Genomic DNA, 13,168 nt, shown 5'->3' with positions numbered 1-13,168 from the left:
AGACATCATCCCACCAACTTCGCTTTGTGAATGACATCCAAACGGTCGCCGCGCAACTCGACAAGAGGTGCCGCTAAATTCTCGTAAGGATTTTTGGGAACACGTAAAAGAGCCGCCACGGTCGACGCCGCCATGGTCGGACTCGGCATGCCTTTTTGATTGTAACCGTCAATCGGTGCACCGATACCTTGAGTTCCCGTGTAACCGCCACCGTGACCGTTGCGATAGATATTACCGACAACGACAGGTCCTTTGATGGCTCCGGAAAACACGCTCGACACCATTTGGTTGTAACCGTGATCGCTCCCCGTGCCGTTTGCACGCGCACTGCGATTAAACTCGCTGATAACTTGGATCACTGTTTCTGACCAAAGATCGACGCCGTTAACTTTCGCCGCCTTCAATTGATCAATCAACTCTAAAAGTCCCGAGGCAATAGCGCGATAGTAAGCTGTTGTTAATAACACCGCAGGCACCGCGCCTGTTTCGTGCATATCGATAATGGCATTGTGTTGCGCAAGAATTCCCGTGCCCGCTTCTTTCAACAAGACGCCAGGCATATCGCCGATGTGCATGTTGATTGAAGTCACAAGACCTTCTTTAAGAACGTACTCGGCCATAGCTAAGCCTTCAGCCAAAGCTCCCGGCACTGTCATCGTACTCAAAGCATCGCGCATATCGAAATCACTGCTGACTTTCAAACCACGGTTTCCATCCGCGACATGCACACGCCAGAAGTTACCCTCATCCGAAATCAACGGAATATCGCTGATACCGACCAAGCCGCTTTGGCGCAAACTGTTTTGAATCAAAGTACGGTAGCGATTCACAGCCGAGTTCCAGTAGCCATCAATATTGCCCGTGCCTTTTTTCATGAGGTCCGAAGCATTGGAAAGATTTTTTCCCAACATTGTTGAACCCGCGAAATCGGATTGTGCATAAGCTTTCAGACGCGCTTGCGCCAGATCGAAAGCCGCACGATTGCGGTCTTTCAAACTGCGACCTTTCACACGACCGCCTTGAGGGCCGCCAAAACCTTCAAGCAAAGAAACCAACGGACTGCCGGTCAGTTTGTTCAAAGCTTTTCCATTCACAGAGTTGAAGTTTCCGTAAGCGCCGCGGTCGGGCCATTCGATCGCTTCGAATGTTTTCTTTGAATAATCCGCAGCCAAACCTAAAAGTGAAGACACCCCGCCCACAGGCGCTTGCTGAGCCGTCGCATTGAAGGGGTGTCCGTCCAGACCTGTTCCGTAACCGCGGATCACCATCATGTGGTTAAGAAGATCCGTCAAAGGACGTTGTGCACCTTTACCGTTATAAACGTTATGCGAGAACATGTGCGGAACAAGAACGCCATTGTAATTGAATGTTGAATTTTCAACACCTGTGACCCGGCCGCCCGAGTTCACAAAACGATTCGTAACCATGGGATTGAAATCCAGCATTGCATCGTTAGGATTCGTGCGCATCCACGCATCGAAAGTATAACGAATCGGTCCGCCGGGCATAAGGAAGTTGATAAAATTGCGCGAACCTGCCGTACCGTTGGCATCCGCTTGCGCTTGATGAATAATCCCGGTTGTCAGCATATTAAGAAGACGTTCAACAGGTGTCGGCACCAATGCCGAAGCTCCAATGACAGAGCCACCAATTAACAATCCCCTGCGGGTAATATGATTACTGTCCCCCATTTGGCCCCCGTTATTCCCTGTAATTCACGCTGCGATAATACTTTGAAGACATAATCTGTTTTAACATCTCGCGAACTGAATTCGAGGTGCGAAGCCCTTCCCCAAGAGCTTCTACAAATTTTCTGTCTTCGATCGCTTCCGCGGAAAGTGCGCGATTTAAATGCGCGTTTGCTGGATTCTGACGGTCATACAAAGGAACTTGAATGCCCGTGAAGTATTCAAAATAGCGTTTCGCTGCACAGTAATAAAAATCGGTCGTTTGTGACATCACCGCACCCAACTGCGCGATGCCGTGAACGGGACGGTCCACCAATTCCCCCGTCATTGAGCGGAAGAAAAGACGCCCCTTCGGAGTCATACGATGAAATCCGGCCACAGGTTCTGAATGCCAAGTGTCATCAGAAGGAATCTCGTCACGATAACTTAAAAGCATCAAAGCGTTCTTCGCGTGCGTGCGGGAACCCGCGCTGAACTCCGTATAATCGCTGTTACCCATGACAAGGTTGCGGGCTGTGTATGCCATCGGATCAATCGTCGCATGGCACATCACGCAGCTGCCAGAGTTTCTAAATGGCGCGGAAGAGTTTCCAACAATAAATTTTTTGATGTCACTTTCACGCAAGGCCGGAAGCTCAGAGCATAAGAACGCGCTCATATTCGTTTGCGACCAGCGGCGTGGCAACTTCGTCGTTCCATTGGCTTCAAGACCACGGCCGTGACCGTAGTTCAGCAAGAAGTAAATAGGGCTTCCGATCACACCACCACCGTAGGTTTTATAAAAGTCATAAGAGTAGTTAAGCCCCTGCTGTGTATTTCCCGCACGGTCTGGTCCCAAAGGTTGCAACGAGACATTGGGAATAAACAGACTTTCCGTCGTCAGACGAATACCTACCAACTCCCCGATTTCAATCTTGGGAATATTCAGAAAGATCGAGTTTGTCGTATCGGAGTTTCCATTAAAACCGCCCGACAGAGCACGGAAATGGTAAAGGTTCTCGTTGAGCCCGAAGTTGTTGCCATAATCACGGCGTCCTGGAAAATTCACTTGAAAGCCGTATTGATTGCGCACGGAAAGATTCTCTTCTCTCTGAGCTCGCACGCCATAACTCAAATTCAAAACATCGCTATAACTTGCTCCGCGGGCAAAAACCGCCCGTGTGATGGCAAGACCTGGCTCGGTGGAATCGTAAATGTCGACGGTTCCGCGCGAGATCTCATCGTTATAGTCTTGAATCTGTTCTACGTTGTTCGTTGGAAACCAAGTGCGGTGGAAATTATAGAAATTGTTAAGAATGGCTTTCGCTTCCGCATCGGTCCGCAAGATAAGAGGCCCCGAAGGGTCCAACTCCGCTTTGTCGAGCAAAGCCTTACAAGCATCTAGTGCTTTGATTTTCCCCGCCCGAACTTGCGCCATCGCCGGGTGGCCGAGCGGAACAGGTTTTCCTGTTAAATGGGAATAACAACGATTGAAGAACGCCACTTCAGACAATGACTGGCCCGAAGCGAAAGATACTCCCAATAGCAAATAGATGCCGATTGTTACGACGTACTTTGACACGTTCATTCCCCCGAATAAAGTGTTCCTATATCTTATCGGAAGGGAGCGGCGCTTCGATATATCCGCTCTCAAGTTGAGACACATTTTGCGAGAATTACCCGTTGTTTGCGGTCCACGAATTACTCTAAGGACTCCGAATGTCTCAAAAAGCTTTAGTTTCATTCTTAAACTGACGATAGAACCCCTATGAGAACTTTGATTACAGCACTGCTATTAACATCTTTGGTTTCACCCGCTTACGCTCTGCGCACGGTCGCCGTTAAAAACGATCGCGCTTTGATTGATCTTGAAGGCGAAGACCTGCAGGTCGGTGATAAATTGGGTGCTCGGGATGCTGATGGAAAAGCTCGCGCGCTTCTTGAAATCAAGCAAGTCAAAGACGGCCGTGCCGTGGCCGCGGTCATCAAAGGCCGTATGCAAAAAGATTATTCCGTAGCGAAGTACACGCCCGGTGCAGCCGCAAAACCAACGGCAAAAAGCAAAGCGCCAAAATCAAATTCCGCTTGGGGTTTCACAGCGGGTTACGCAATGAACTCGATGGACGTTAAACCCACAGGAGCGTCTTCCATTTCATTGTCTGGTTCCAGCTTTAATCTTTCTGCGTTTTATCAAATGCAGTTGGATGGCCGAATCAGCGCGCGCATTTTAGGTGGCTACGAAACTTTGAACGCGACGGGAGACTCTGCCGCGGCCGCTTGTTCTGGATCTTCTTCATGTAAAGTCGAAATCAGCTATCTGGGTTTAGAAGCTTTGGTTCGTTATTCTTTCATCCATTCTAAAACAATGGATGTCTGGGCTGGAGCGGGTTTAGGTTTCCTCTTTGCCATTGGCAAATCCAGTAACGTTCTTGATACAAGTAAAATCAGCACGAATCAAACAATCGTGGGTTCGTTGGGGTTAGACTATCACCTCAGCCGCGAAAACTTTATTCCCATGCAGCTAGACTATGCAATCTTCCCGGACAACAGCACTTCTTCCGCAAAACAGATTATCTTGCGCGCGGGCTGGGGTATGAATTTTTAATCTGTTTTCGGAGTCATGACGATGAAAAAGATTTTATGTTTTGCGATTTTTGCTGTCGCGCTGATCTGTTCTTATAATTTTTCTTTTGAGCCGCAAAAACGCATTGAAGGAGAAGCAAGCTTTGCTTCTCTTGCGCGAACTTATGCTCCTTTGAAGTTGCCGCCTTTTCCCAAAACCGGTTTGAATCAGTTTAATTCCTCAGCAGAGGTCGCTAACTTTCAAGAAAGCTATCATGAAAGACAGACCTTTTCTTGGAACCCGGGCTACCCGATTTATATTCCGGCCTTTGACAGTAAGAACACACCGTTTTTTCGCAAGCACGAGCGCAGTCAAACAACCGCTTTGAATAATGGCTTTGTGAAATTAGAAAACGGCGTTTGGAAAGAGCGCGGTCTTGACGTGGCGGCTCTGCAGAAAAGTTTTCCGGCAAGTTCCGTCGAGGACCTTATTCGTTTTAACAAACAAGATATTCTGTGGGACCCGAAGATGGCCGTCTTTGACAAAAATGATGTCATGTACACCGTTTTGCGAATCAAAACCGGCAAGTCGCCGGATAAGAACTATGTTCTGATGTATTCCAAAGATAAAGGCACGACATGGGAAAGTCGAATTCTGCTGTCAAGCCCTTCATTGCCAGAATGGTACGATCTGGAAAGACCTTACTCTCCTCGTCCGTTGCAGGGACCTCCCGCGTTTTTGTATTTCCAGGCGACGGGAAAAGCTCCCGGTTATGAAGCAGGGTTTGAATATTGGCAAGGCACTGTCGGACGCTTGACGTTGCAAACGACGGCATTTGATGAAAACGGCGAGCTCGTGTTATCTGCACCGATTGAACTAAGCAAAACCGCGCAACCTATCGGTTATCGCAGCGGCAGCGCCGTCAAAATTCTTCGCGCAGGCCGCAAATACTTCGTCGTATGGCTGGAAGCAGATCTTCTTCACAAAGTAGAAAAGAATCAGCGTGGGCGTCCCACAAATACGGTTCCCAATAAAAAGGGCGATCCCAATTCGGCGATTTGGATTGCAGAGTACGACACCCAAACAAAGCTTCTTAAAAAACAAAATATCCTTAAGACCTGGCCGACCAATGACAGTCACAATCAGCCGGGCCTTGTGCGTACGAGCCAAGGACGTCTTGTGGTTGTAGGAGGCGCTCACGGAGCTCATTTCGCTTCGACGACTTCTTTGCAGCCGGACTCGATTGAGGGCTGGACACCCGCTCAATACGTAAATACCTATGAGAATGGTTACCCCGCAGTCTTTAATATTCCCGGTGTTCCCGGCGGAGGCCAGACATACGTTTCTTTCGTCATCGACAGTAAAGATCAATTGCATCTTGCGTATCGTCTGTGGATGCACGATAAATCGATTTTTGATTTTGAATACTTTGGCGCGCTCGCTTATCAAAAAGGTCAGCTTGATTCTTCAGGCAAAGATTTTCATTGGAACAAACCGCAAGTCTTGGTTTATCCCAATGCGCAGGAGTACACGCATTATTATCAGGTCATGACGATTGACCGTAGAGACCACCTGTATCTCGAATACAGTCAGATGCGTCCCTACGCTCCTTACTATTTTAAAAATCCAAGCGAAGAGATGATTAACACGTCTCCGATGGCGAATTCAGCGCTTTTGAAATCATCCGACTTCGGAGACCGTTGGTATCTTGTTAACGACGACGACTTTTAGAAGCCGCTAAAAGATCAGCTCGACCCATGTGCCTTTAAGAGGCCCGTGTTTGAAATGAATTTCACCGTCAAGCTGGCGCACAAAATCCAAAGTGAATTGCATGCCGATGCCAAATCCAAAACGATCTTTATTATTCACGGCTTTTTGTTTTAGAATGGTCTGCATAGTCTCTTCTTTGATTCCAGGACCTTGATCTTTGATCACGATGTGCAGACGGTTTTCCATGAAAAACGCTTCGATCTGTACGACCCCCTGGACGGGACTGTACTTGATCGCATTGGAAATCAAATTGCGCAGAATCGCCGCCATCACTCGAGGTGAAGTTGCAAATACCGGAAGATTCGACGCTACTAAAGTGTGAACATGGACATCATACTGTCGCGCCAGTCCGCTCTGCGTTTCAACAACGTCGCGAATGAGATTTGCCATCGACACGGACTCTTTGTTTTCGTCGTAACTCCAAGACAAGATGTTCTGCAAAAGATCCAAAGAAGAGTGATTGGTTCTTTGAATCGTCTCGGCCAAAGCTTGTTCTTCCCGTCCGCCCGTCATTCTTTTAAAGAGATGTCCCAGGGACGTTGACATCGAATGCAGCAGACCCGAAAGATCATGCGACAAAACCGCATGAATACGGCGATTGAACATCGTCATCTTCATGACTTCCGCATTCATTTTACTTAATACGGCGTTGCTATCGGAAAGTTCCTGGTTCAAACGGTGAATTTCCGTCACATCCGTCAAGGAAACGATTTGCACCCCTTCCGTACGCACGGAGCCGCTCAGGTCCTTGATTTCTACGTGATAATTCACGTCATCTAAGACCAGGGATTTTTTCTTCGCCTCAATAAACTCAAAGCGCGGATCGCCAATGATCGATCGTCCGATGTCGTCGCTTTTTAGGTGTAAAACCTCAATGGCTTTGCGGTTGGCGTCCCAAATCTCCCGGCGCGGATTCAAAGTCAAAACCGGAATCGGCAAATCATTAAAGGCAATCTGATTCGCCTGCGCTTTGATATTTAGAAACTCCATTTTGTGAATGGCGTAATACACCAAAGCAAAAAATGGAATGTAAGAGACCATGCTCATTTGAATGAAAACGGCACTGCCCACTTTTGAATGGCTGAAGAACTCAAAACCGATTTGGAAAATTCCGCACAGTAGAAAAAGCACGGCAAATTTTCGTATATCGGTGTTTTTTGAAAAGAGCTTGAAAATAACAAGTGCAAAGATCAACACCATCAGGCCAAAAGCAAAATTAAACTGCAGCTTTAAAGCGGGCCCGACCACATAGCGCATTAAGCCTATTTCGGGCATCAGCTCAAAGGAATGACCCATCCAGCGCTCCGCCGTTTTTGAGCCGAAAAGGGACATTATGGAAAGGACGCTTGTCAAAACCGGAAGGATATAAAGAAGCGGCAGAAATTTTCTGATCTTACTCCAGCGGCCTCGCATAAAAATCAAGAGAAGAACAGCCAGCCAGCTCGACGTTAAAAAGGGATTTCCCACTTGCCGGATCTTGGTAAAGATAATTTTCAACTCTATATTGGGCGTCAACAAAGTTAAAAGTACCCAGAACGACCACAAAAAAACGATGAACAGATTGATCGTAAAGAGCTTTGTCAGAAGCGATCTGCGAAACGGCCACGACTGTATACAGAACAAAGCCGTTAAAGTCAGAGTCACCAAGGTGCCGATCTTTAACAAAAGAATCATAGCAACAAATTGTTCTTCAGCGCCCAAACACTCAACTCGACGGAGTTTTTAAGATTGAGCTTTCTCATGATGTTAGTTTTGTGCGTTTTGATTGTGAATTCAGAGCAATTGAGGTCGCGGCCCACGTCTTTATTGGTTTTTCCCAAAGCGATGAGGCGGATGACTTCAATTTCTCTTGCCGTCAACGCCTCAGCAGGATCCTCGGAACCCAGAAGAGTTTTAAAACTTTCAGAAAGATACACCTGGGATGGAGAACTCAGCGACTCGATCCCTTCAATAAGAGCTTCGCTAGAGTCCTTCTTGGCAATAAGAGCTTTAACACCGACATGCAGATAGCCGCGCAGAATTTTTTTATCCTGAAGCTGGCTGACTAAAACAAATCGCGACGGGGAATAAACCTCTAAAAGTTCTTCGATTAAAGACAGTCCCGTCGAATCGCCAATGCCGTGATCAAGAAGGACGTAAGAAGGATCCCCTTTGCTGATAAGTCTTTTGGCGTCCGCCAAATTAAAAGCTTCCCCGAGACAACGCCATGCAGGTCGATGCGTTCCAAGAAGGTTCTTAAGACCTTCAACTAAAAGAGCATGATCGTCGACAAGAAGATAAGAGAGCGCCTGAGACATTATTTGAAAGTATCCTTGCCCCTTGGCCTATTGTCAAATCAAGGAAAGGATACTCCAACCGGAGTATCCTTAGAAAACATCTATTTTACCGACATTAATTGTGTAGATGCCGCTTGAATCCAAGACATTTGTGCATCGACGCGCGTGAAGACCGAAAGAATAAAACAATCCGGAGTCAAAGGAATCGGCAAAGAGTCCCCGCGGCTTGCAACTCCGAGCAAATGCAATTGCCCGTTGATTTCAACGTAAGCCGGTCCGCCGGAGTCGCCGCTGCAAATTCCACGACGAACAGATTGATCCAACATAATTTCGGAAGCGCCATACAAAGACTGCTTTACTTTAAGTTCTGTTGTTCTAAGGACACCGGAACCCATTTTGATTCCCCATGACCAGTTTAAACCATAACCCGCCACAATCACTTTACTGCCTTTTTGAATGCGCGAGAAATCTTGTAACAATGGCGCTGGAGCAAACCCTGCTGGCAATGGTCCCGCAAAGCGGATCACGGCCACGTCATTGATATCTTCGCTGCCTTCGGGATTGTACAACTTGTTCGGCAAAGCGGCCGTGGCTTGACGAGTGAGTTCTTCGGGCGTTTCACGCATGTCGGGGCTGAAGTAAACTTTAATATAAGAAGCATCGGAAACCACACAGTGAGCGGCCGTCAAAACCAGACTTTCACTGATCAAAGTTCCCGAACATAAAGACCCTGATTTGGAATCATAAAGACCCACAGTATGTTGTGCGATCGCTGTGCCGGCAGAAACTTTGTCGCCGCCAATCACACCATTTTGTTGGGCTGTTATATCGACTTGTGAGTTTTGACTTTCACCGCAAGCCGCAAGCAAAGCTGTGGTCGCAAGAAGAGCGGTCCATTTCTTCAACATGATTGATCTCCTTTATAAGACGCTCTCTTTGTACCAAAGAAACGCCAGAAGCTCTGAAAATAAAATGGGTGTTGGAAGATTTTTCCGAGAGGTTTCGTTCGGCGCCGCTTTTGGTCCCCTGTCTCAATCTTAGACACCTCCCCGCTTTATCAAATCTAATACGTTCTAAAACAGCCCGCCCCCAATTGGAACTTGGCTTGCATCGGGGAACGCAACGGAGAATAGCCACTTTGCGATGAGGTTCAAATGGTACGTCGGCTCCATACATCAAAAATATTGATTCCCCTGCTGATGACTTTGCAGGGCTTGAATGCGCATGCGATGGATACCAATCCACAGCTGCCGCAAAAGAATCTGATTTCTAATGCCGTTCACGTGCAAGTCACTCAACGCGGAATGAAGTATTTCGACACGCGTTTAAGTGAAATTCTTGGCAACTTAGGTGTCAAACTCGACGAGGGTTATTTCCCGGCGATGAAGTACACTTTCGATAAGCCCATCAACCCGGACGATTTTAAAGATGCCAATCCCGAAGCTGTCAAAATGTACGGCCAAGTCCGCGATCTTTTAACGAAATGGCTGGTCGGCTTTTCCATGAACGATCACCGTCCTACAATTGAGATAGGTGAATCAGGTTATCTTGCGCAGTTTTCGCGTTTTGGTTTGGTCACCGACGAAAAATTGATGCGCGCTTTGGGTAAACGTGACGGCGCCGTTCTGGCTATTGAACTTGAAATCAAAAAATTGACGGTATCGACGAAGTCTGTGATTGCGTGGGACGTTAATAATGAATTCCTTGGCAAAGTCGGTCTTGAAGACGTGACCTTACAAGCCGGTGACAACGAGATTCCGTTGCGCATTCGCCTCCCCTTCTATCTTCGCATGAACGCTTATGGCGGACTTGATTTTGAAGCTCTGGAAATCGATAACAACTTGAATTCGACGTCGCTTTCTTTGCAGTACAAAAAATTGATCGTGCCGACCTTCGCCGTTGAAGTGAACGGTAAGAAATTTTATATGAACACCAAAGAGCTTGATAATCTTTTAGCGGCGCAGGCCCCTATGATTCTGCAGAAAGTGCGCGAAAGCCTTGGTGACTTCGCCCGTAAACAGCTTCCGGAAATGCTCAACGAAAAAGCCAAAGAATTTTTGGGTGGTTCATTGGAGCAGATTCAAGACATGGCGCCTCCGGGTGCGGAGCCGACAGACCGTCGTCCTAACTTTAAGTGGGGACTCAAACTGCAAAATATCGGCTTGAAGGATTCTTTAAATATTGATTTGGCGACTTACGTGGAAGATCCGATCAATAGCCGTAGCGTGCCTTTGAAATCCAATGCGTCTCGTGGGGTGCCGTCATTTAATTTGATCCCGCAAGCCAACTATGACATCGCATTGAGCGTGGACCGCGGCCTTATCAATCGCGTCTTGCAATTGGCGTTTGAAAGAAAAAATTTCGAGCAGATCAAACAATCCGATGGTTCCGTTTTGAAACTGGTGGCGTCGCCGGTGGTTGATTACGTAAAAACTCCAGCTGGAGCCGTTTTGAAACCACAAGAAGCTTTCATGAAAATGAGAGTGGCGATCGAAACAAAACCGGGTTCGATGTTTTTGAAAGATACGATCATTGTTGAGTTCGATATTATTGCAAAACTTCGTCAGTTGAGCGATAAGAGCGGCATGCAGCTGCTCCTTTACACGATTGATACGGACAGCATGTTCCTTGACGACAAATACATTTCATTTGCCGGGAAGATGTTTAAAGGAAAAGTCCGCGAAGGTGTAAAGGATGAGCTTCGCAAGAAAAGCGCGGGATGGAAGATGAGCGATGAAGTTCTTCCAGGCAGTTTGCCGCTTCCGCCGCAGATTTTGGGAATTAAATTGGATATCAATCGCGTGGCCATGGATCCTAACGGACACCTTGTGATGTATCTCGACTACGCGAAAACAGGAGCTAAGTAAAATGAGATCCCTCAAACTTATTATCATCAACGCTTTGACTTTGATCATTGGCTTGGGACTGATGAGCGGTTCCGTATCGCAAAGAAATGCGGAAGCAGCCCGCTTCGAAACAATCCCGGCCTTGCAAGTGAACAAACTTGGCAATATGCGCGGTCAGTATCTGACGGTGCTTTACGCTGTCGGTTCGCGCCCGTTTATCTCGACAGACTCTTCGCAGATTTCAATTTCTCAGGTGAAAGAGTCGCGCACGGTTTATATCTCCGACGACGCAATGACCTTACCGACAGTGCAAGTTGAAAAAGAAGGTTTCCGTCCTTCTTATAACATCATCGTGTTCGTGGTGTCTCCGCAACCGAACTACTCTTGGGTAAATGCAGACGGCAGCGTCCCTCAAGGCATGAGCTTGACGAACAATCACATGAGCTCATTGATCAACGCGATCAACAAAACAGATGTCGACGGTTTCGTCTCTGCTCAAGGTGAAGCAGCCACTTTGCAAGTCAATCTTGTGAAATAATTAAATGGAAACTTCGGAGGCGGCCCTGAGGCCGCTTTCCAAAGCGCCTTGCAGTGTTCCTGCGAATCGCGCACTGGTATGTTCCCCCGCAAATAAGAAGCGACCTTCGTACTCAGCCTCGGCCGCAACTCCCTTAAAACGCATGTATTGTCCCGGTTTGAAAAACGCCATCGAACCACCGGCCCACGGGCGCTGACTCCAGTTGGCGATTTGTGTTCTTTCTTTTTCATATTCGGGAACGTCTTTATAAAAAAGTTCCAAATCATTCGCGGCATCTCGAGCGGCTTCAGCGCCCGCTTTCAACCCTGAAGCACCTGCTCTTTGGAAAGTAAGAAGACCGCGTGTAACCGGTTGCGAGCGTCCCGAGTCCCACATTTTTTGCGAAACAAAATCACCTGTGAAGTTGCCGACGTTGGCCGGCGTGTTGCCGCGGCGATTTTTCCAGAAAGGCGTCGGAAACACGACGGTGCCTTTGCTATGAGTGGCGTAGGCTTGATTCAGGATATTTTCTTTTTTGATATTCGAGAAGGACAGATCGCCGATGCCTTTGACCTCTTTCAACTTGGAAAAAGGCAAAGTGCAAATAATGTTTCGTGCGGTAAAGACCTCGGTGCCGTTCGGACCTCTGAAGAACAATTGAAAGACACCATCTTCCTCATTGATTTCAGTCAATACCATATTGAGTTTCATCACATGATCCGGAATAACTCCCGCCACTCGTGCCGACAATGTTTGCATCAAGCTCGAAAGCCCGCCGTTCATGCGATAAGTCGTGCGACCGCTTAAAAGCGAACTGCCTTCCGCATCAATCGTCGAAAGGAAATGCAGCGACGACTGCTCCTTGGCATCCACGCCGAAACGATTCACCGCTTGCACTTCAATCAACTTGAGAACCAAAGGATCGACTTCATCTTTCCAGGAATTAAGAAGATCCTGCAAAGACAACGTGTCGTAATAAAGGGATCTTTCAAACTGCACAGCGTTTTTATAACTAAGAATCACGTCTTGTTCACGGAAAAGATCGCTGCGAATACGGCGCATGGGATTTTGCAGAGTCTTCAGGCGCGAAGCCATGTCTTTTACGCGGTAAGTTTTTTTGTCGAACGCGAAGAGGTGCGCTTCCTCTCCGCTGGCCGCTTTGATTTCACTCACAGAGATATTGAGTTCTTTGGCCAAAGACAAAACGGCCGTATGGGAAGAGTCAAAAAACTCCGCCCCCAATTCCGCAACGGCTCCTTCTAAACCAAAAAGAGGGATGGATTGCACGCGCCCGCCCACTCGCGAGGAAGCCTCAAATACACGGAAAGGAATTTTACGCTTTTTGAGTTCAAAGCCTGCACTGAGTCCCGCGGCTCCAGCTCCCAGAATGACCACCTCATTCGTCAGATTCCTTTTGTCGCCCATAAAATAGCGATCGAGGGTCGTGCAACTGCTAAGTGCCAACGCTGACGAACTCATTGCTGAAATCTTTAAAAATTCACGGCGGGTCAAAGAACTTTTTGCCATCA

10 protein-coding genes are annotated in these 13,168 nt (G+C 47.5%); 4 read left to right on the top strand and 6 right to left on the bottom strand.

Going from position 1 to position 13,168, the window contains the following annotated elements:
• Positions 1 to 5: 5 nt before the first annotated feature.
• Both QJS83_RS07385 and QJS83_RS07380 read right to left on the bottom strand, forming a co-directional pair.
• A complete protein-coding gene (locus QJS83_RS07385; protein ID WP_284608530.1) occupies positions 6 to 1,691 on the bottom strand; it encodes a DUF1501 domain-containing protein in 1,686 nt (561 codons plus the stop codon).
• Between the two features lie 10 nt (positions 1,692 to 1,701).
• Positions 1,702 to 3,255 carry a hypothetical protein gene (locus QJS83_RS07380; RefSeq protein WP_284608529.1) on the bottom strand — a complete coding sequence of 518 codons (1,554 nt, stop codon included), beginning with the start codon at positions 3,253 to 3,255 and terminating at the stop codon, positions 1,702 to 1,704.
• 180 nt (positions 3,256 to 3,435) lie between these two features.
• Between QJS83_RS07380 and QJS83_RS07375 the strand changes: the two genes are divergently transcribed.
• Together QJS83_RS07375 and QJS83_RS07370 are read left to right on the top strand one after the other, a co-directional pair.
• Positions 3,436 to 4,272 (top strand): hypothetical protein, encoded by an 837-nt coding sequence (locus QJS83_RS07375; RefSeq protein ID WP_284608528.1) that lies wholly within the window; start codon positions 3,436 to 3,438, stop codon positions 4,270 to 4,272.
• 21 nt (positions 4,273 to 4,293) lie between these two features.
• Entirely contained in the window at positions 4,294 to 5,961 is a 1,668-nt protein-coding gene (locus QJS83_RS07370; RefSeq protein WP_284608527.1) for a hypothetical protein, read from the top strand.
• A 6-nt stretch (positions 5,962 to 5,967) separates the two neighbouring features.
• Here the strand turns inward: QJS83_RS07370 and QJS83_RS07365 are convergent, their stop codons facing one another.
• The 3 genes from QJS83_RS07365 to QJS83_RS07355 all read right to left on the bottom strand — a co-directional run bounded on the left by QJS83_RS07365 (position 5,968) and on the right by QJS83_RS07355 (position 9,184).
• Positions 5,968 to 7,674: a sensor histidine kinase gene (locus QJS83_RS07365; RefSeq protein WP_284608526.1), complete on the bottom strand. Its 1,707-nt coding sequence runs from the start codon at positions 7,672 to 7,674 to the stop codon at positions 5,968 to 5,970.
• Positions 7,671 to 8,297 (bottom strand): LuxR C-terminal-related transcriptional regulator, encoded by a 627-nt coding sequence (locus QJS83_RS07360; RefSeq protein ID WP_284608525.1) that lies wholly within the window; start codon positions 8,295 to 8,297, stop codon positions 7,671 to 7,673. The genes QJS83_RS07365 and QJS83_RS07360 overlap by 4 nt, the downstream gene beginning before the upstream one ends.
• An 80-nt stretch (positions 8,298 to 8,377) precedes the next feature.
• Positions 8,378 to 9,184 (bottom strand): S1 family peptidase, encoded by an 807-nt coding sequence (locus tag QJS83_RS07355; RefSeq protein ID WP_284608524.1) that lies wholly within the window; start codon positions 9,182 to 9,184, stop codon positions 8,378 to 8,380.
• A gap of 246 nt (positions 9,185 to 9,430) precedes the next feature.
• Between QJS83_RS07355 and QJS83_RS07350 the strand changes: the two genes are divergently transcribed.
• Both QJS83_RS07350 and QJS83_RS07345 read left to right on the top strand, forming a co-directional pair.
• Positions 9,431 to 11,143, top strand: coding sequence for a DUF2785 domain-containing protein (locus QJS83_RS07350; RefSeq protein ID WP_284608523.1), 1,713 nt, complete (start codon positions 9,431 to 9,433; stop codon positions 11,141 to 11,143).
• A gap of 1 nt (position 11,144) precedes the next feature.
• Positions 11,145 to 11,660 carry a hypothetical protein gene (locus tag QJS83_RS07345; protein WP_284608522.1) on the top strand — a complete coding sequence of 172 codons (516 nt, stop codon included), beginning with the start codon at positions 11,145 to 11,147 and terminating at the stop codon, positions 11,658 to 11,660.
• Here the strand turns inward: QJS83_RS07345 and QJS83_RS07340 are convergent, their stop codons facing one another.
• On the bottom strand, positions 11,661 to 13,166 hold the full coding sequence (locus tag QJS83_RS07340) for a flavin monoamine oxidase family protein (RefSeq protein WP_284608521.1): 1,506 nt from the start codon (positions 13,164 to 13,166) through the stop codon (positions 11,661 to 11,663).
• Positions 13,167 to 13,168 lie beyond the last annotated feature (2 nt).

The organism is Bdellovibrio sp. 22V, from assembly GCF_030169785.1.
In the GTDB taxonomy this organism is placed as follows: Bacteria; Bdellovibrionota; Bdellovibrionia; order Bdellovibrionales; family Bdellovibrionaceae; genus Bdellovibrio.
The sequence above is the reverse complement of the archived record's forward strand: the minus strand, read 5'-3'. Positions and strand labels throughout refer to the sequence as shown.

Excerpts from the sequence above, each read along its gene's own strand:
- QJS83_RS07385 (WP_284608530.1), bottom strand. The coding sequence starts at position 1,691 with ATGGGGGACAGTAATCATATTACCCGCAGGGGATTGTTAATTGGTGGC.
- QJS83_RS07380 (WP_284608529.1), bottom strand. The coding sequence starts at position 3,255 with ATGAACGTGTCAAAGTACGTCGTAACAATCGGCATCTATTTGCTATTG.
- QJS83_RS07375 (WP_284608528.1), top strand. The coding sequence starts at position 3,436 with ATGAGAACTTTGATTACAGCACTGCTATTAACATCTTTGGTTTCACCC.
- QJS83_RS07370 (WP_284608527.1), top strand. The coding sequence starts at position 4,294 with ATGAAAAAGATTTTATGTTTTGCGATTTTTGCTGTCGCGCTGATCTGT.
- QJS83_RS07365 (WP_284608526.1), bottom strand. The coding sequence starts at position 7,674 with ATGATTCTTTTGTTAAAGATCGGCACCTTGGTGACTCTGACTTTAACG.
- QJS83_RS07360 (WP_284608525.1), bottom strand. The coding sequence starts at position 8,297 with ATGTCTCAGGCGCTCTCTTATCTTCTTGTCGACGATCATGCTCTTTTA.
- QJS83_RS07355 (WP_284608524.1), bottom strand. The coding sequence starts at position 9,184 with ATGTTGAAGAAATGGACCGCTCTTCTTGCGACCACAGCTTTGCTTGCG.
- QJS83_RS07350 (WP_284608523.1), top strand. The coding sequence starts at position 9,431 with ATGGTACGTCGGCTCCATACATCAAAAATATTGATTCCCCTGCTGATG.
- QJS83_RS07345 (WP_284608522.1), top strand. The coding sequence starts at position 11,145 with ATGAGATCCCTCAAACTTATTATCATCAACGCTTTGACTTTGATCATT.
- QJS83_RS07340 (WP_284608521.1), bottom strand. The coding sequence starts at position 13,166 with ATGGCAAAAAGTTCTTTGACCCGCCGTGAATTTTTAAAGATTTCAGCA.